At 62.7% G+C, this 17,761-nt stretch carries 17 protein-coding genes; 10 read left to right on the forward strand and 7 right to left on the reverse strand.

Annotation, left to right across the window (positions count from 1 at the left end; all coding sequences use genetic code 11):
* Positions 1-42: 42 nt before the first annotated feature.
* Positions 43-501: a hotdog fold thioesterase gene (locus HMPREF3056_RS01570; RefSeq protein ID WP_070517297.1), complete on the reverse strand. Its 459-nt coding sequence runs from the start codon at positions 499-501 to the stop codon at positions 43-45.
* A 112-nt stretch (positions 502-613) separates the two neighbouring features.
* On the opposite strand from HMPREF3056_RS01570, the gene HMPREF3056_RS01575 reads away from it, so the two are divergent.
* The 5 genes from HMPREF3056_RS01575 (at position 614) to metS (ending at position 6,404) form a co-directional block, all read left to right on the forward strand.
* Complete coding sequence (locus tag HMPREF3056_RS01575) at positions 614-1,234, forward strand: TetR/AcrR family transcriptional regulator (protein ID WP_232745371.1); 621 nt, start codon at positions 614-616, stop codon at positions 1,232-1,234.
* Positions 1,235-1,601: 367 nt separating this feature from the next.
* Positions 1,602-2,867: an AMP-binding protein gene (locus HMPREF3056_RS01580; protein WP_369816119.1), complete on the forward strand. Its 1,266-nt coding sequence runs from the start codon at positions 1,602-1,604 to the stop codon at positions 2,865-2,867.
* Positions 2,868-2,983: 116 nt separating this feature from the next.
* A complete protein-coding gene (locus HMPREF3056_RS01585) occupies positions 2,984-4,309 on the forward strand; it encodes an MFS transporter (RefSeq protein WP_070517291.1) in 1,326 nt (441 codons plus the stop codon).
* Positions 4,310-4,591: 282 nt separating this feature from the next.
* Positions 4,592-6,211 carry a sodium-dependent transporter gene (locus tag HMPREF3056_RS01590; protein WP_070517287.1) on the forward strand — a complete coding sequence of 540 codons (1,620 nt, stop codon included), beginning with the start codon at positions 4,592-4,594 and terminating at the stop codon, positions 6,209-6,211.
* Positions 6,212-6,236: 25 nt separating this feature from the next.
* Entirely contained in the window at positions 6,237-6,404 is a 168-nt protein-coding gene (gene metS / locus HMPREF3056_RS01595; RefSeq protein ID WP_046648774.1) for a methionine/alanine import NSS transporter subunit MetS, read from the forward strand.
* A 43-nt stretch (positions 6,405-6,447) separates the two neighbouring features.
* On the opposite strand, the gene HMPREF3056_RS01600 is transcribed toward metS, so the two are convergent.
* Positions 6,448-7,413, reverse strand: a complete 966-nt coding sequence (locus tag HMPREF3056_RS01600) for an MDR family oxidoreductase (RefSeq protein ID WP_070510141.1) — start codon at positions 7,411-7,413, stop codon at positions 6,448-6,450.
* A gap of 86 nt (positions 7,414-7,499) precedes the next feature.
* Here HMPREF3056_RS01600 and HMPREF3056_RS01605 point away from each other — a divergent pair, with 86 nt between their 5' ends.
* A complete protein-coding gene (locus HMPREF3056_RS01605) occupies positions 7,500-8,072 on the forward strand; it encodes a VanZ family protein (protein WP_070510144.1) in 573 nt (190 codons plus the stop codon).
* 3 nt (positions 8,073-8,075) lie between these two features.
* On the opposite strand, the gene HMPREF3056_RS01610 is transcribed toward HMPREF3056_RS01605, so the two are convergent.
* The 3 genes from HMPREF3056_RS01610 to HMPREF3056_RS01620 are packed head-to-tail and all read right to left on the reverse strand — an operon-like array spanning position 8,076 to position 10,848.
* Complete coding sequence (locus tag HMPREF3056_RS01610; RefSeq protein WP_070753984.1) at positions 8,076-9,086, reverse strand: NAD(P)-binding domain-containing protein; 1,011 nt, start codon at positions 9,084-9,086, stop codon at positions 8,076-8,078.
* Positions 9,087-9,707 (reverse strand): response regulator, encoded by a 621-nt coding sequence (locus tag HMPREF3056_RS01615; protein WP_070753985.1) that lies wholly within the window; start codon positions 9,705-9,707, stop codon positions 9,087-9,089.
* Positions 9,643-10,848 carry a sensor histidine kinase gene (locus tag HMPREF3056_RS01620; protein ID WP_070753986.1) on the reverse strand — a complete coding sequence of 402 codons (1,206 nt, stop codon included), beginning with the start codon at positions 10,846-10,848 and terminating at the stop codon, positions 9,643-9,645. The genes HMPREF3056_RS01615 and HMPREF3056_RS01620 overlap by 65 nt, the downstream gene beginning before the upstream one ends.
* Positions 10,849-10,963: 115 nt before the next feature.
* Between HMPREF3056_RS01620 and HMPREF3056_RS01625 the strand changes: the two genes are divergently transcribed.
* From HMPREF3056_RS01625 to HMPREF3056_RS01635, 3 genes are all read left to right on the forward strand, one after another.
* On the forward strand, positions 10,964-11,959 hold the full coding sequence (locus HMPREF3056_RS01625; RefSeq protein ID WP_070524189.1) for an ABC transporter permease: 996 nt from the start codon (positions 10,964-10,966) through the stop codon (positions 11,957-11,959).
* Positions 11,959-12,609 carry an ABC transporter ATP-binding protein gene (locus HMPREF3056_RS01630; protein ID WP_070510149.1) on the forward strand — a complete coding sequence of 217 codons (651 nt, stop codon included), beginning with the start codon at positions 11,959-11,961 and terminating at the stop codon, positions 12,607-12,609. Before HMPREF3056_RS01625 ends, HMPREF3056_RS01630 begins: the two co-directional genes overlap by 1 nt.
* Before the next feature lie 101 nt (positions 12,610-12,710).
* The gene (locus HMPREF3056_RS01635) at positions 12,711-13,487 is read left to right on the forward strand and encodes a YwaF family protein (protein ID WP_232745370.1); all 777 of its coding nucleotides are present in this window, start codon (positions 12,711-12,713) and stop codon (positions 13,485-13,487) included.
* A 160-nt stretch (positions 13,488-13,647) separates the two neighbouring features.
* Here HMPREF3056_RS01635 and HMPREF3056_RS01640 read toward each other — a convergent pair whose 3' ends face one another.
* Together HMPREF3056_RS01640 and HMPREF3056_RS01645 are read right to left on the reverse strand one after the other, a co-directional pair.
* The gene (locus tag HMPREF3056_RS01640) at positions 13,648-15,234 is read right to left on the reverse strand and encodes a bifunctional ADP-dependent NAD(P)H-hydrate dehydratase/NAD(P)H-hydrate epimerase (RefSeq protein ID WP_070753987.1); all 1,587 of its coding nucleotides are present in this window, start codon (positions 15,232-15,234) and stop codon (positions 13,648-13,650) included.
* A gap of 10 nt (positions 15,235-15,244) precedes the next feature.
* The gene (locus HMPREF3056_RS01645; RefSeq protein WP_046648783.1) at positions 15,245-16,060 is read right to left on the reverse strand and encodes an Fpg/Nei family DNA glycosylase; all 816 of its coding nucleotides are present in this window, start codon (positions 16,058-16,060) and stop codon (positions 15,245-15,247) included.
* A gap of 77 nt (positions 16,061-16,137) precedes the next feature.
* On the opposite strand from HMPREF3056_RS01645, the gene HMPREF3056_RS01650 reads away from it, so the two are divergent.
* Entirely contained in the window at positions 16,138-17,634 is a 1,497-nt protein-coding gene (locus HMPREF3056_RS01650; RefSeq protein ID WP_070753988.1) for a DUF1846 domain-containing protein, read from the forward strand.
* Positions 17,635-17,761: the final 127 nt, after the last annotated feature.

Below are 17,761 nucleotides of genomic sequence, written 5' to 3' on the forward strand. Positions count from 1 at the left end.
GGGCATGTGTGAGCTATGTCAACCAAGTTTGTGAGCTGCGCCCTACTTGTTGCGGTTCTGGGGCTTGGCGGGCAGCACGCGGTATGTGCCGCGGAATTCGGCGATGGGCTTACCCTTGATGCTGAGGGTGACGTCGACAACGCCGTTGCGGCCCCAGGCTTGGCGGGTCACCCCAACCCCGTCAACGACATCCCCTTCGAAGGCGGGGGCGATGTAGTGAATCGAGTTGTGCGCGGCCACGGCCAAGTCGCCACCGGAGTTGCAAACGCCGGCGAAGATGGAATCGGCAAACATGTATAAATAGCCACCCTGTGCCGTGCCATGTCCATTGCACATCTCCGGGCGGACGGTGAAGTGGCCTTCGCACTTGCCGACGTCTAGCGCGGTAATCTTCGCGCCAATCTCCGCGGTGGCACGGTCATCGTCGAACATGGTGCGCACGTGGGTGAACTCGGGGCTTTCGGCGACGCCGGGGGCGAGGATGGGGTGCTCGGTGCTCATGGGAATTCCTCCTTGAGGTAAGGGGTTTCCGCAGTGCTGCCGAGGGAGCGAAAAGGGGTGTGGTGGCTCACTAGTCTAACGGTGCTCGGGGCTCTCTGCTTGAATGGACTGCGTGAAGAATGAGAAATCCACTGTCCAGGGCGCGGCACGTGGCCGCCCCGGCTACTCCCGTGAAGATGTCATTCGTGCAGCTGTCCGTGCTTTTACAGCCCGCGGCTACGACGCCACGTCGATGGATAATGTGGCGAGCGAATTGGGGATTTCTAAGTCCGCGCTCTATCACCACATCTCTTCCAAAGAAGAGATTTTGGAGCTCACGGTAGTGCAGGCACTGAGCCGTTTGGAAGCGGTTGCGGAAGAGATGGCCGCGGCCGATGTGTCGGCGGGGGAGAGGGTGCGCGGGCTGTTGCGTGGCTCGATTGAGGTGCTGTGCTCCGACCCGAAGTCTGTCGCGCTCTTGCTCCGTTTGCGTGGAAACTCCGAGGTGGAGCGGAGCGCGTTGGAGCGCCGCCGTACGCTGACGCGTTCCGTGGTTCCGCTGGTGGAGGCTGCTCAGGAGGAGGGTGCTATTCGCTCCGATATTGAGGCTCCGCTGTTGACCCGCATGATTTTCGGAATGATTAACTCGACGTCTGATTGGTACGAGCCGGAGGGTCGACTTGGTGCCGAGGAGCTGGCCAGTGCTTTTGAGAGTGTTGTGTTTGGCGGCCTAGCTCCGCAAGCGACGGGCTAGTCGCGATGGGCAAGTAGTTGATCAGCTAGTCGGGGGCGAGCGTTTCGCTCCGCCGTTGGGGCTCCATATGGGGGTGGGGGCTTCTTTTGTCGGTGAAACCGTCGTGGCCTGCGATGATGTGTTGCGCTTCAAAAACTTGGACTAATTGTGTTGTCTATCACGACAACGGCCTGTAGTGTACGTCACAAGACTTACCCAACCGAACGGTAAGTAATTAACGTACTTTTGTGCGTTGTCCCAGCTAACCAACTTCTTGCAGCACTTTCGAGGGAGCTTAAAGGGTGTGGTATTTCCCCTCTCCTCGAAATGAAAGGCAAATGACGTGACCGCAACGTTTGATATCTTCTCTGACCACCACGGCCCCCAGATGGGCATTGAGTACGCCTCCCGCGATGAAATCATTGCGCTGCAGACCGCGCGCGCGAAGAACGAGCTTCGCCACGCGTACTACAACGTCCCGCACTACCGCCGTGCGTTCGATGAGAAGGGCGTTCACCCGGATGACTTCAAGGAACTCGCGGACTTTGCGCTGTTCCCGTTCACCGACAAGGAAACCCTTCGCGCGGAGTACCCCTTCGGGATGTTTGCTGTTGGCCAGAACCAAATCTCCCGCATCCACGCTTCTTCCGGCACCACGGGTCGCCCGACCGTCGTGGGATACACCGAGAATGACGTGCGTATTTGGGCCGAGCTCGTAGCCCGTTCGCTGCGGGCAGGCGGCCTGCGCAAGAGCGATAAGGTTCAGATTACGTTCGGCTATGGCCTCTTTACCGGCGGCCTGGGCGCTCACTATGGCGTTGAGGCCCTAGGAGCCACGGCGATTCCGACCTCCGGTGGTCAGACGGAGCGCCAGATCCAGATCATGCAGGACTTCCAGCCGGACGCAATTCTGGGTACGCCGTCTTACGTGCTCAACCTCCTTGACCGCATGCGCAAGGAAGGCCTGGATCCGCGCGAATCCTCCCTGCGCGCCGGCGTCTTTGGCGCCGAGCCGTGGAGCGAGGGAATGCGCCGCGAACTCGAAGAAGGCTTCGGCATTACGGCCACCGATATCTACGGCCTCTCCGAGGTAATGGGCCCTGGCGTGGCCCAAGAATGTGTCGAGGCCAAGGATGGCCTGACCGTCTGGGAGGACCACTTCTACCCAGAGATCATCGATCCGGAGACCATGCAGCCGGTTCCAGACGGCGAGTACGGCGAGTTGGTCATCTCCTCCCTCACCAAGGAGGCCTTCCCGATCATTCGTTACCGCACCCACGACATCACCCGCCTGCTCCCGGGCACTGCGCGTTCGATGCGTCGCATCGACCGTATCTCCGCTCGTAACGATGACATGATCATCCTGCGTGGCGTGAACTGCTTCCCGTCGCAGTTCGAGGAGATCATCACTGAGGACCGCGTGCTTCGCCCGCGCTACCAGTGCGTGCTGAGCAAGCGTGGCCGCATGGACCACCTCACCCTGGTGGTTGAGCACTCCTCGGAGGCTACTCCTGATCAGATCGATGCCTCCGCCGCGTGGCTGAAGAAACAGATCAAGGAGCGCATCGGCGTCACTGTTGGCGTCGAGATCACTGACCACGTCGATTGCGGTGAGGGCAAGGCCAAGAGGATCGTCGACAACCGCGATCAGTAAAACGCTGCCGCGTTCTCGGCTTCTTTGGCACGCCCCGCCTCACCATTGTCCCTTTCGTTCACTGGCTTTAACTGTATCCACCGTGCTTCTGCACCCATAGAGAAAAGACTCCCACTATGTCTGCACCAGTCACCCAACAGCCTGCCCAAGGGCCGGGAATCACCACAGAGCACAAGCGCGTGCTCGCCGGTTCGATGGTCGGCACCACTATTGAGTGGTTCGACTTCTTCATCTACGCTCAGGCCGCCGGCCTGATCTTCGCTACCCAGTATTTCGATCCGGTCTCCAACGAAAGCGCCTCGCTCGCTCAGATCATTGCCTGGGCGTCGCTGGGTATCTCCTTCCTTTTCCGTCCCCTCGGGGCCATTCTGGCCGGCCACTTGGGTGACCGGCTCGGACGCAAGCCGGTTCTTGTCGTCACGCTGGTTGGCATGGGCTTGGCCACCATGCTGATGGGTGTGCTGCCTACCTACGCCTCCATCGGCATGGCAGCACCTATCCTGCTGGTGCTCTTACGTATCCTTCAGGGCCTCTCCGCCGGCGGTGAATGGGGCGGTGCGGCGATGCTGGCCGTTGAGCACGCCCCGCACGGCAAGCGCGGACTTTTTGGTGCGTTCCCGCAGGTAGGAGTACCCCTCGGCATGTTCCTGGCCACCATCTTTATGCTGGTGCTCTCCGCCGTCCTGACTCCGGAGCAGTTCCTCGCCTGGGGCTGGCGTATCCCGTTCCTGTCCTCAGTCGTGCTCATTCTCTTGGGCTACCTGATCCGCCGGGCGGTAGAAGAGTCCCCGGCCTTCGCGGAGATGGAAGAGCTGAAGGAAAAGTCCACCGCACCGCTCGCGGTCCTGTTCAAGGGCCACCTCGGAACCGTCATCAAGTGCGCAGTTATCTTCGCCGCCAACAACGCGATTGGCTACTTCGTCATCGCCTACTTCACCGCCTATGGCACGAAGGTTGTGGGCTATACCCGCCCCCAGGCCCTTGGGGTAGCCCTGATCGCGTCGATTGGTTGGTTTATCGGCACGCTGTACTTCGGCCACCTGTCTGACCGGGTGGGGCGGCGCACGACGTTCATTGGCGGCTACATCGTCTTGGCGCTGTATATCACCCCGGTGTTCTGGGCGGTTGACTCGGGCAACGTCATGTTCTTCGGCGTGGCCGTGTTCCTCCTAGGTGTCATCCTGGGTGCGACCTATGGCCCGCAGTCAGCGATGTACGCGGAGATGTTCCCGGTGCGGGTGCGCCTGTCGGGCGTGTCCATCGGCTACGCCTTCGGCTCCATCATCGGTGGTGCCTTTGCCCCGATGATTGCAGAGATGCTGTACACGCGGTACGAGACCTCGATGGCCATCGCCGCCTACGGCATCGCGATTTCGGTCGTGTCCCTCATTGGTGTGCTCGCCGTTCCCAAGGGGATTCAGGATCGCGATTTGCACGTCTAGTTTCACCATCTTCTTCGCTCACTCTTTGCCCTTCATCGCTCAGCTACTTTCCGGGACCCAATGTTTCGGACGGGGAGCAGAGTGTTGAGGGGCAGTGGCGGTTTTAGGCCTCTGGCCATGGGGTTAAGGCAGAGGTAAAGCTTCAGAAATAAATATTCAAAACGGTACCTATAGGTTGGCAGTTAGACTAAGCTTCTCGCTAATACTCGCCGTACGCGGTCCGTATAAACAATTCCTACGGTCTTGCGGTGCGCGATATTTGCTCAAGAAGAAAGTTCTCTCATGACCACAACAACCCCGCATAAGACTCGCTCTACACGCGATACTTTTAATACGCGCTTCGTCTTCCTCATGGCCGCCATCGGCTCCGCCGTCGGCCTGGGTAATATCTGGCGCTTCCCCTACGTTGCCTATGAAAACGGTGGCGGTGCCTTCCTCATCCCGTACATGGTGGCCTTGCTGACCGCCGGTATTCCCATCCTGTGGTTCGACCTCGCCATTGGTCACCGCTTCCGCGGTTCTGCACCGCTGGCATTTCGCCGTATCAGCAGCCGCTGGGAAGGAATCGGCTGGTTCAAAGTCGGCGTGAACTTCTTCATTGCCATCTACTACGCTGCCATCATTGCGTGGGCGGCGCTCTACACCATCAAGTCCGTGAACCAGGCGTGGGGAGAAGCTCCCGCGGACTATTTCATGGTTGACTTCCTCCAGGCGGACCCAGAGGCAACCTACTCGGGCCACGTCGTCCCCGCCATTCTGGGCGTCATGATCCTCGTATGGGTTGTCTGCATCGCTACGCTGGCCACGAGCATCAACAAGGGCATCGGCAAGCTGACCTCCATCTTCCTGCCGGTCCTGGCCGTCATGTTCATCATTCTGGTGATCCGCGCCTTCTTCCTCGACGGCGCCGCCGAGGGCCTCAACGCCTTCTTCACTCCGGACTGGTCCGTGCTGAGCAACCCGTCGGTGTGGATCGCCGCCTACGGACAGATCTTCTTCTCCCTGTCCATCGGTTTCGGCATCATGATCACCTACGCGTCCTACCTCAAGCCGCGCACCAACCTCACCAACACGGGCCTGGTTACTGCCTTTGCGAACTCCTCCTTCGAGGTTCTCGCCGGCATCGGCGTCTTCGCCACTCTGGGCTACATGGCCGCCCAGCAGGGCGTGTCTGTCGATGAGGTGGCTGAGTCTGGTATCGGTCTGGCCTTCATCGCTTTCCCGACGATCATTAACCTCATGCCGCTCGGCTGGCTGTTCGGTGTCCTCTTCTTTGGCTCCCTGTTCCTGGCCGGTGTGACCTCGCTGATCTCCATCATGGAGGTCGTTGTCTCCGCCGTGGCAGATAAGTTCAACATTTCCCGCCGCGTTTCTGCCATCAGCGTTGGCAGCGCGATGGGAGTACTGTCCTGCTTCCTGTTCGCCACCTCCTCGGGCCTGGTCACTCTGGACATCATGGATAAGTTCACCAACAACTTGGGCATCGTCTTCGGCGCCATCTGCGCCCTCGTAGTCGTCGGCTGGGTGACCGGCCGCCGCCGCGAGATCCAGCAGCACATCAACGCCGTGTCGCAGTTCAAGGTGGGTGGCTTCTGGCAGTTCCTGACTTTCGTCGCGACCCCGCTGCTGCTCGTCTACTTCCTGGTCAACGAGATCACCACGATTGTCCGCGAAGGTTATGAGGGCTACTCCTCCACCCAGATTGGTCTTTATGGCTGGACCGTGCTGGGCGTCATTCTGCTCGCCAGCTTCATCATGCCGCTGGTGGACTTCCGCGGAAACAAGTACCTGGACGGCATCGAGACGTCTGATTACGGCGTCCCAGTGGGCGGCCGCCCGGCCGGTACTCCGAACCCACTTGCCGCAGGCAACGCCGCCGCACCGAACACGGACGACAAGTAGCGGCTATAAGGAAAGGAGAATAACAATGACTACAAGCGCAATCCTGCTCTTTATCCTCTTCGTCGTCGTCATCTGGGGCGGACTGGTGGTGTCCTCCATCTGGTTGGCGCGCAGCGACGATGAATTCACCGGCGAGCTGGGTAATGCCCCCGGCACCGACGACGAATCGCTATCGCACCGCGTGCACCACTAAAGGGGCCGGGCAGTATAAGGCTGCCCGCTCACACCTGCCCTGCCTATATCTCGACGACCGTGCGCCCATGGCGGGAGCCGGCGCGCAGCTCTTGAGCGGCAGTGGCGACATCGGCCAGCGGCACCGTTTCAGTAATAGAGTTCAGCATGTTGAGGTCGAGGTGTTCGTCGAGAAGCTGCCAGGCGGCCTCACGCACCTCGCGGGGTGCATCGACGGAGTTACCGCCGGCCAGCACGATGCCGCGCAGGATGAACGGCAGCACCGAGGCAGGAAGATCCGGACCAGCCGCCATACCGGTGGCCGCCACCACGCCGCCCCAGCGCACCTGCGCCAGCACGTTGGCCAAGACGGTGGAACCGGCGGTGTCAATGGCGCCGTCGTACAGCGCCTTCTGCAGCGGGCGGCCGGTCTCAGACAACGCTGTGCGGTCGAGCACGTGATCCGCGCCGAGTGAGGTGAGGTACTCCGACTGGGATTCCACGCGGCCGGTGACGGCGGTAACCTCGTAGCCGGAAGACTTGAGCAGCTGGACCGCGATGGATCCCACGCCGCCGGTGGCCCCGGTGACGAGGATATGGCCCTTCGTCGTGCCGTGCGTGCGCAGCTGGTTCACGCAGATAGCGGCGGTGTATCCGGCCGTACCAATTGCGGCGGCATCGTGCGCGCTGAAACGCTGGGGTACAGGGATGGTGGCTTCACCGTTGACGCGCTGGCGGGTGGTATAGCCGCCATGGCGGAACTCGCCCAGGCCATCGCCGCAGGAGACGACAAGCTGGCCGGGGTCCAGGCGAGAATCAGAAGTCTCCGCCACGGTGCCCACCACATCGATGCCGGGGACGAGCGGATCGATGCGCATGACACCTTTATCGCCCTCCAAGGCCATGGCGTCTTTGTAATTGAGGGAGGAAAACTGCACATCCACGACCGTGTCACCTTCCCCGAGCAGGGGCTGCTCTTGGAATGAGTGCGTTACTCCGGAATCCGTGCGAGTGACAATCAGTGTGTTCATGGACACTATCGTACAGAGGATGTGAAGCAGTGTTTTCTGGCTTCTGCTTCAGCCGATTGCCAGCGAAAACCACTAGGGTGAGGCGCATGACTGGGATAGAAGCTCAACGCTCGCGCAATCGGCTGCGGCCCGCGCCGGATCCGTATCGCCACCTGCTTCGTGATTCCCTCCTTGTCGCGGCCCTGTCCCTAGTGGTCGTGGTGTTGGCGACGGTGGGCAAGCCCTTCATGGACATCCCCGGCGTGGTGGATGGTTCCGCGCACGCGGTGCGAAGGGTCAACCTGCAGCTCTTTGGCGGTTTTGAGAACGCCTCCGTGTGGTACGGCGGGTGGACCGATCTCCTGGGGAATATTGCTCTCTTCATGCCGCTGGGAGCGGCGATTTACGTGGCCGGGCGCAACCGTGCCAGGATCCGCTGGGGCTTGGGCGGGGCGATGCTCATCGGCCTCGTGGTTAGCCTGTGCATAGAAAGCGCCCAGTACATCTTTGCCCTGGGCTTTAGCGACATTGATGATCTTCTGTACAACACCGTGGGCTCTGTCCTCGGCGCCGCACTCATGGCGCGCGTGGGGCGCGAGGAGCAGATGAAGATTCTGCGTCGCCTGGGATTCCTGCTTGCGCTGGCAGCGGTGGTGCTCCTCGCCATGGTTGCGCTCTAGCGCCTAGCGGGAAGAGCGAACGAGCTTGGCGACGTCCGCCGCCACCTGCCGTGCATAGGGTGACACACCGGTAATCGTGGCCGAGCCCGGACCAGTCCACGAGCCATAGCCCACGGGGAAGAAGCCTTCCACCGTGGGCTTTCCTTCTGCCAACAGCCCGGGGAACGGGCGCAACGCTGGGCGGAAGCCGGTGGCCCAGATGAGGTCGCTGAAGCCTTCGCGGTCCAATTCATCGAGCGAGGAAAACATGTCGGTGGCGCGCAGCAGCCCACTATCGCGGGCCTTGAGCACCGGCGGGACCATGACGATGTCTCCTAGCTCACTTTCCGGCCCCGGGTCCGGCTCGCCCCGAAGTTTTGCCAGCATGCGCTGTCTGTTGCGGCTAAAGAGCACGCGCCCGTCGACATCATCCGGCATCCAGCGCGGCGGGTGCGTGGTAAACCACGTGGTGTCCACGCCCGCGAGAGCTAGCTCGGCGGCGATTTGGGCACCGGAGTTGCCCGCGCCGACAACGGCTACAGGATTGTTGTGGCCGCGCTCTAAGAAAGGACCGCACCCCGGGTAGCTCGCCGTGTGCCATTGGCGCCCCTGGAATTCACCGGGGTAGAAGGGGATGAACGGCGCGGACCAGGTGCCCGTCGCAGCCACGACGGTGCGGGAGCGGAACTCACCGTGGGTGGTGAAGAGGTGGAAGAGGGGGACGTCGTCAAGCACGCGCTCCACCGCCACCCCGTGCCGGACCGGCAGGTCATAGCGCTGCTCATAGCGGGTGAGGTAATCCACCACGTGGGAAGCCGGCGGGAAACCGGGATGGGCGGGCATGGGCCAGCCGGGCAGGGTGGAGGACTGGGCATCGCTAAAGAGCGTGAGTGAATCCCACACGTGCTGCCAGGCCCCGCCGGGGGAGGAGTTGGCGTCGAGGATGAGGAAATCGAGCTTCTGACGGCGCAAGTAATAGCCGGTGGCCAGGCCGGATTGGCCGCCACCCACCACGATGCAATCGTAGGCATGCATCTATTGGATGAGCTTTCGCTCGCGGGCCGCGGAGACGGCCGCCGTGCGGGTTTCCACGCCGAGCTTTTGATAGACGTGGATGAGGTGGGTCTTGACCGTGGCCTCGGAGATGAAGAGCCGCTGGGCAATCTGCTTGTTGGAATCTCCCGTTGACAGCGCCTGCAGGATCTCCAGCTCGCGCGGTGAAAGTGCAGTCTCCGGCTGTGCCAAGCGCTCCGCTAAGAGGTTGGTGACCTCAGGCGCCAAGGTCCGCTTTCCCGCGGCCGTGTCGAGCACCGCGGCGTGCAGGGTTTCCTCGGGGGCGTCCTTGAGCAGGTAACCCAGCGCGCCCGCCTCCACGGCGGCCAGGATATCCGCCTGCGTGTCATAGGTGGTGAGAATGAGCACCGGTGGACCGTCGAGCTCGCGCACGCGCCGAGTGGCGGCGATGCCGTCGACGTCCGGCATCTGGATATCGCAGACGACCACATCGATATGGGGAACATCAGCATCCGCCAGCTTTTCGACGGCCGAGCCATCGGAGCCTTCCAACACCACCTCGATGTCGGGGAAGGCGTTAAGAATCGCGCGCAGCCCGGCGCGGACCACGGGGTGATCGTCGATGAGCATCACGTTGACCATTGCTGCTGCTTCCTGTTGGGATTCGCACCGCGAGCGCGGTGCCGGCGGGTGAAGATTCTACCTGGACGCTGCCGCCAACGCTGCGAACACGCTGCTCCAGGCCGGTGAGCCCGAAGCCGCGTGGGCCCTCGATGCCGCGGCCGTTATCGACGACATCCAAGGTGATCTCATCTGTGAAAGAGCCGAGGGTGACCACGGCTTGGTCGGCGTCGGCGTGTTTCATGACATTGGTCAGCCCTTCGCGCGCGGCGCGCAGGATGACGTGGGAAAACTCGGCGGGTACGTCAGCGCTACCGGTGAACTTGAGCCCAAAATAGGTACGCAGCCCGAGCCCTTTGGCCTGGGCTTGGAGCTCATCCACGAGTGCGCGCAGTTCCTTATCGATGGAGGAGGCAGGCGCCGCGAGCTCCTTGACGAAGCGCCGGGCCTCGGCCAGGTTGTCCTGGGCCACCTTCTCAATGAGTGCGAGCTGTTCGGTGACGTCCTGCTGCGTGGAGGTGTTCTTGGCGGCGCGGCTGAGCAGGACGATGGAGGACAGCCCCTGCGCTACGGTGTCGTGGATCTCGCGGGAGAGCCGCTCCCGCTCCTCGAGGCGCCCGGCTTGATGCTCGCTGGCGGCGAGCTCTTCCTGGGTCTCACGCAGCTGCTTGGCGACGGCCTCGTGGTGCGCCGCCTCCGCCTGAACCCGGCGGGCGGCGTGGTAGACGGCCACGGCGAAGCAGGTGCCGATGAACGGGCCGATGGCCGCGGCGGCGGTCCAGAATTGCGGGTGGATCCATGCGGGGACGAAGGCGGCCACGGCCCACAGGACCACGCTGGCGAGAATGCCCGGCCAGAAGGGCAGTGCATGGATGAAGACGAAGACCAGCGGGAACTCGAGCCACATGAAGTCTTGGGCGTGCACCATGAGGCCGATCCACAACAAGCACAAAGCGGCGAGCCACAGCGTGGTGGGGACGGGGCGGGTAATGGTGCGGGAACCGAAGATGACGAAACACGTGTAGACCACTGCGAGTGCAATGGAGAGGCCGAGGACGCGGGCGTCGAGGCGCTCATCGGCCCAGGCGCGGAGCACTCCGAACACGAGGAGGAAGCCGAACATGGCATGCAGTCCCACGGTCCACAGTTTGTTGCTCATCATCACGAGGCACCAGCCTATCGCCTAGGTAGGGGAGCGCGAATCAACCAACTGGTTGAGTAGAGGTTCAACTGGCTACCCGATTACTTTCGGCGTCCGCACACGCAGGATAAATAGTATGTTCCTGGCATTGAGAGAGATAGTCACCGCCCGCGGTCGGTTCTTCCTGATCGGCGGCGTCGTGGCTCTAATTACGTTGTTGCTCGTTATGTTGTCCGGCCTGACCCAAGGCCTGTCCAAGCAAAATACCTCCGCGCTTGAGGCACTCGGGGAGCAGAATCCTTATGTGACCTTCTCGACGGAAGATCCCTCCTTTACCGAGTCGGAGATCTTCGCCGAGGATGTCCCCGCTTCTGGTATTCCGCTGGGTACCTCCCAAACCAAGCTGGAGGGCCACGGCGGCGTGGCGGTTATCGGTTTGCCCGCCGGCACCCAGATCCCCGGCTCCAGCACCGTGATTCCGGAGGAAGGCATGGTCTTGAGCCAATCCATCGACGAGGCCCTGAACGCGCCGTCCCGGGGCACCCTCGGCGGCGTGGACCTGGACGTGAACGCGGTGGTTGAGGATGAGTATTACTCCCACTCCCCGGTGGTGTGGGTCGCTACCGAAACCTGGCAGAAGGTCTCCCATTCCCCCGAGGACATGGTGGGCGTGGCCGTGCTTTCCCAGGAGCCGACCGACACCTCCGTGTCCATGGGCAAGGCCCTGTCCGGCCTGCCGGCCTATAGCTCGGAGCGCGGTTCCCTGCTGACCATGCAGGCCTTCCTCTACGGTATCTCCGCGCTGGTCACCATCGCCTTCCTGAGCATCTGGACCATCCAGCGCACCCGTGACCTGTCCATCCTGCGCGCCCTTGGTGCCAGCGTGAAGTACCTGCTCAAGGACGCTATCGCTCAGGCAGCCATCATCTTGGCGATTGGCGTTGGGGTGGGCGCGCTCGTCGGCTGGCTGCTGGGCCTTGCCGCCCAAGGTGCCGTGCCCTTCGAGGTCTCCGCCATGACCGTCATCGTCCCCGCGCTCGGTATCTGGCTGCTCGGCATCGCTGGTGCTTTCCTGGCCACCCGCCGCGTTTCCAAGATCAACCCGCTCGACGCCCTAGGAGGCAACGCCTAATGACTACCACCGCTTCTTCCCCTGCACTGTCCCTTCGCGACATCGTGGTGACCTACCCAGACGGCCAGTCCCGCACCACTGCACTCGACGGCGTCAGCTTGGACGTCAAACCCGGCGAGCTCACCGCCGTCATCGGCGAATCCGGGTCCGGCAAGTCCACCCTGCTGTCCGTAGCCGCCGGCCTCATCGAGCCGGACTCCGGCAGCGTGGAGCGAACCGGCTCCCGCGGGCTCATCTTCCAGCAGGCCAACCTGCTGGCCGCCCTGACCGCGCGCGAACAGCTGCTCATCATTGACCACATGGAGGGCCGCAAGCCGCGCCAGGATCGTGCCGATGAGCTGCTCAGTTTCGTGGGCTTGGAGGGCTTTGGGAACCGCCGCATGAACCAGCTTTCTGGCGGCCAGCGCCAGCGCGTCAATATTGCCCGCGCACTCATGGGCCAGCCTTCCGTGTTGCTTGCGGATGAGCCCACCTCCGCCCTCGATTCCAAGCTTTCGCGCGACATTGCCAAGCTCCTGCGCGGTGTCACCGAGGACTTCGATACCGCAACCCTGTTCATTACCCACGACCGCAGCTTGCTCGACTATGCCGACACTGTGGTCGAAGTCAAGGACGGAAAGCTCTCCGAATACTCCGAGCTAGCCGCGTAAAAACCCTCTCATCTCTCACGTGTTCATACAAAGGGGTAAATTAATACCCCGTTATGATACGACCCCGCAAGCCCCGAGTAAGCCCAACTGACTACCCGCGCATGCAGCAGTGGACTGCGCTGCATGCGCTCATGTTGAGCATCACCGTGGTGGCCTGCGGGGTCTTTATCGTCGCTGCCCGCAGGATCAAGGGAACCTCCCGCGAAACCTTCATCCGGCGGATGGTGGGCTGGGCCTTGCTGGTGGCGGGTACTGCGTGGACGGTCATCTCCCTGGACCCTAAGCAATTCGATATCCGCGAGTCTTTGCCTTTGCACCTGTGCGATGTGCTGCGTCCGATCCTGGCGCTGGGCCTTATCACCGGCAATGAGCATGCCCTGACCCTGTCTTACTTTTGGGGCATCATCCTTAACCCGCAGGCCATCATCACCCCGGACGTCATCTACTACTTCTCCCCGCGCTGGCTGCGGTTTGGCACCTATTGGTTCTTCCACATCGTGGCCCTCGCTGTGCCGCTGGCGCTGACCTTTGGCTTGGGTTACCGGCCGACGTGGAAGGGCTATCGCTTCGCCGTGAAGGTCACGCCGCTGTGGATGGCTATCGCGATGGCAGTCAACGCGAAGACCGACGGCAACTATGGCTTCCTCAACCACGCGCCGGGAAGCCCCTCCATCATCAACCTGCTGGGACCCTGGCCGGGCTACATCGCGGCCGAGACCCTCGCCGTCGCAGCAGCATGGGCCGGGATGACGTGGCCGTGGGAGAACACCTCGCTGCGCCGCGGCACGGTGGCGGTGGGCCCGCGCGGGCTCATGCGCAAGTCTGTGGGTACCGCGTCCGGGACACTGCGCCGGGCCAAGGTACGTTTTCGTAAATAGTGGCCCGAAAATCGCGAAATTCTAGGGCTTCGTTGCGAAAACGTACCAAGGTGGTGGCGGCCAGGTACGGATCGATCAAACAAGGTCCCAGATTTTCAAATTTCTGGGCGCTATTTGATCGAAACGTACTTAGCGGCGGAGCTAGCGCCGGGCCAAGGAGCTAGCGCTCGGCGTTGAGGAGCCGCGCGATGGCCCGCGGGATAGCCGCAGCGATCTGGGAGGCCGAACAGGGCGCGAAGCCCTCGGGGGTTTCGGCCGCGATGGCCGCCGCGTGCGCGTGGATGGCACCGGCGTGGAGGACCTCGGCGATGACCCCGGCAGGTGACGCGGCGGGAGCGCTGGCGAAGAGCTGGGCCATGACCGCGCCGAGGATACCGGAGAGCACGTCTCCGGAGCCGGGGGTCGCGGCAAAAGAGTGACCGGCGTTGAAGGAATAGAGCGGCTGGCCTGGAGCGGTGACGCGGGTCAAGCGGCCTTTGAGCAAGATGATGCTGTCCAGCTCCTCGGCTAGCTCGTGGAGGGCAGTGCCCCACCCAGCAGACGCATCGGGAGCAGATCCGAAAGTGGCCTCGTAGAGGCGGATGAACTCGCCTTCATGCGGGGTGAGGATGGTCATCGGGTGCTTGGTAACTTGCTGGCGCAGGGAGGTATTGCGCGCTAGAAGCGTCAGGGCGTCGGCGTCGAGAACGGTGGGCAGGTCCTGCGCTAGCACCTTGCGCAGTTCGGTGGCCGCCGCGGCATCGGTACCGCGGCCAGGGCCCACGACCCAGGCCTGGGCCTGTCCGGCGGAGGCCACGTCAGGATGGCAGACCAGCTCGGGCAGCAGAGAAGTAATCGAGTTATCCCCGATGAAACGTACCATCGAGGGCGTGGCGCGCACCGCCGCGGTGGCACAGAGGATCCCCGCACCCGGGTAGGTGCCGCTTCCGGCGGCCAGGGCGACGACCCCGCCGGAGTACTTATCGGAGCGCGCGCCTGGTGTGGGATCGGTGATGGGGCCAGTGCAGCCTACCGGCCAGGGGCGGGTAGCACGCCCGCCAGGCAGATCGAGTTCGCCCGATTGCCACGCAAAGGGCGTCGGAACGGAGGGCTCGTGAGCGATGAATGCCGCTGGTTCATCGAGTTCGGCGAGGGTCTCAGCGAAAGAAGGCGCGCCGGGCAAGAAGAGCTCGGAGACCACGACCTGCCCGCATTCGGCGGCCAGCGCGTGGCCGAGGCGTGGCGAGCCAAAGGTGACGGTGACATCGGCGTTAACGGCATCCGCGGCGCAGACTCCCGTGTCGGCGTCGACGCCGGTGGGCATGTCGACGGCTAAAACCGCGGCCCCGGCAGCGGTGGTATCGCGGTAGAGGGAGAGCGCGGTGCCGCTTAAACCCCGTGCGGATCCGAGGCCCGCGATGGCGTCGATTAACAGTTTGCTGCCTAAGGGCGCGCTGTCGGAAGGAAGGACCATACCACCGGCGCTGCAAAACGCAGCGAGGGCCTCCTCGTGGCAGCGCTCCGGAACTAGGGCATGGACCGTAACCCCGCGTGAGGCCAGCACCGCCCCGGCGTAGAGCCCATCCCCGCCGTTGCCGCCGGAGCCAGCGAGAATGAGCACCGCGCCGGGGCGTGCCTCCAACATCACTGATGCGGTTTCTGCCACCGCCGCGGCGGCCAGCTTCATGAGCTGATCCTCATGAGACTGTTGTTCTAGCAGGCGCTTCTCAGCGGCACGGACAGTGGCGACGGTATAAGCAGGGCGCATAACCCACACCCTAGCGCGCGGGTTGGCAGGTGGGGCACCAGAAGAGGTTGCGGCCCTGCATGACCTGCTCCCGGATCTCGGTGCCGCACACGTAGCAGGGTTGCCCGGCGCGACGGTAGACATAGACCTCGCCGCCATGGTCATCTTTGCGGGGCTCGCGGCCCATGGCCTCCGGCGTATGGGCGGGGCGGACCGTGTCGATGCGGCCGCGTTCGACGCCGTAGTCCATGAGATCGACCAGATCAGACCAGATGGCATCGAACTCTGCTCGGTCGAGCTGGTTGCCGGGGATGAAGGGGGAGAGTTCTTGGCGGAATAGGGCTTCTGCGCGGTAGATATTGCCCACGCCAGCAAAGAGGCCTTGGTCCATGAGCATCGCGCCGATGCTGCGCCGCGAGGCATGCACGCGGGCCCATAGGGCATCCGGGTCGGCATCCTTGCGCAGCGGATCCTGGCCCACTTTCGCCACCTTGGCCTGGTATTCCTCCTCCGTAATGAGCGTGCAGAACTGCGGGCCGCGCAGGTTCGCGGCTGTGGTGCCGTTATCGATGCGCAGCCGGATTTGGCCCCACACATCGGCAGACGGCTCAAAGCGTAGGGAACCGATGAGGCCCAGATGGATGTAGATAACGTGGCGCGGGTTATCCGCATCGAAGTGGAGAAAGAGGTGCTTGCCAAAGGCTTCGGCGAGTAAGAGGCGGGAGTCGTCGACAAGCGCGGCCTCCGTAGCGAACCGACCTTGGGGGCTGCTCACGGCCAGCGGCTTGTTACGGAAATCCGCATTGAGTGTCCGAGCAAGGCGGTGAATAACGTGTCCCTCAGGCATGTCAGGAAGTCTACGCGGGGGCAGTGCTGCTGTAGACTTTCCGGGTACTACCCGTTGAACGGAAGGGCCTAAATACTATGGGGCGCGCGCTCGGTTTTGATCGTGAAAAATATATTGAACTGCAGTCGGAGCACATCAACGCTCGACGCAAAGAAATCGGCGGGAAGCTTTATCTCGAAATGGGCGGCAAGCTCTTCGATGACATGCACGCCTCCCGCGTTCTGCCCGGATTCACCCCGGATAACAAGATTGCCATGCTCGAGCGCATCAAGGATGACGTAGAAATCCTCGTCTGCATCAACGCCAAGGATATCGAGCGCCAGAAGATGCGCGGTGACCTCGGGATCCTCTACGAAGATGATGTGCTGCGGCTTGTCGACGTCTTCCGGGACCGCGGCTTCCTGGTCAATAACATTGTCATGACCCAGCTCGAGGAGGGCAATAGCCAGGCGGAGACCTTCATCGAGCGCCTTGAGCGCCTAGGGCTCACCGTAGCGCGCCACCACATCATTCCGGGCTACCCCGCCAACATCGACCTCATTGTCTCCGAGGATGGTCTGGGCAAGAACGACTACGTGGAAACTTCTAGGGACCTCGTCGTGGTCACCGCGCCGGGGCCGGGCTCCGGCAAGTTGGCCACCGCGCTCTCGCAGGTCTACCACGAGAATCTGCGCGGCGTGCCTGCGGGCTACGCCAAGTTTGAGACCTTCCCCATCTGGAACCTGCCGCTCGATCACCCGGTGAACCTGGCCTACGAGGCCGCCACCGTGGACCTCAACGACGCCAACGTCATCGACCACTTCCACCTTTCCGCGCATGGCGAATCGACGGTGAACTACAACCGCGACGTCGAGGCCTTCCCGCTGCTGAAGTCTCTGCTGGAGCGCCTGACCGGCACCGTTCCCTACCAGTCCCCAACGGACATGGGCGTGAACATGGTGGGCTTTTGCATCACCGACGATGAGGTCTGCCGCGAGGCCTCCCAGCAGGAGATCATTCGCCGCTACTTCAAAACTTTGGTGGAAGAAGCCCGCAACGGTCTTGATTCCACGCAGTCCGAGCGCGCTGCCGTGGTCATGGCGAAGGCCGGCATTAAGTCCACCGACCGTCCGGTTGTGCTCCCGGCACGTCAGAAGTCGGAAGAGACGCAAGGCCCGGCAGCCGCGCTGCAGCTTCACGACGGCACCATCATCACCGGCCGCACCTCCCCGTTGCTGGGCTGCTCCGCAGCCGCGCTGCTCAATGCGCTCAAGCACTTGGCCGGCATCGATGATGACCTGCACTTGTTGTCCCCGGAATCCATCGAGCCCATCCAGACGTTGAAGACCAAGCACTTGGGCTCGCAGAACCCGCGCCTGCACACCGATGAGGTGCTCATCGCGCTGTCGGTATCCGCGGCGAAGGACGAGAACGCCCGCCGCGCGCTTGATGCGCTCAAGGAGCTTCAAGGCTGCGATGTCCACACCACCACCATCTTGGGTTCCGTGGACGAGGGCATCTTCCGCAACCTCGGCGTCCTGGTGACCTCCGATCCGGTCTTTGCCCGTAAGAGCGCGCTGTACCAGAAGCGCTAAACCTCACCTGCTGGACCTTGGCTGGAAGCGCCTTCCCGCAGGCATTCCCCCAGACCTGGAACCCGAAAGGTGCAGGTGGGCGTCGGCAAGCGCTTGGCGACGCCCCACCGCCCACCAGGGAGTTTCG

It is taken from the genome of Corynebacterium sp. HMSC056F09, from assembly GCF_001815785.1.
GTDB lineage: Bacteria > Actinomycetota > Actinomycetes > Mycobacteriales > Mycobacteriaceae > Corynebacterium > Corynebacterium hiratae.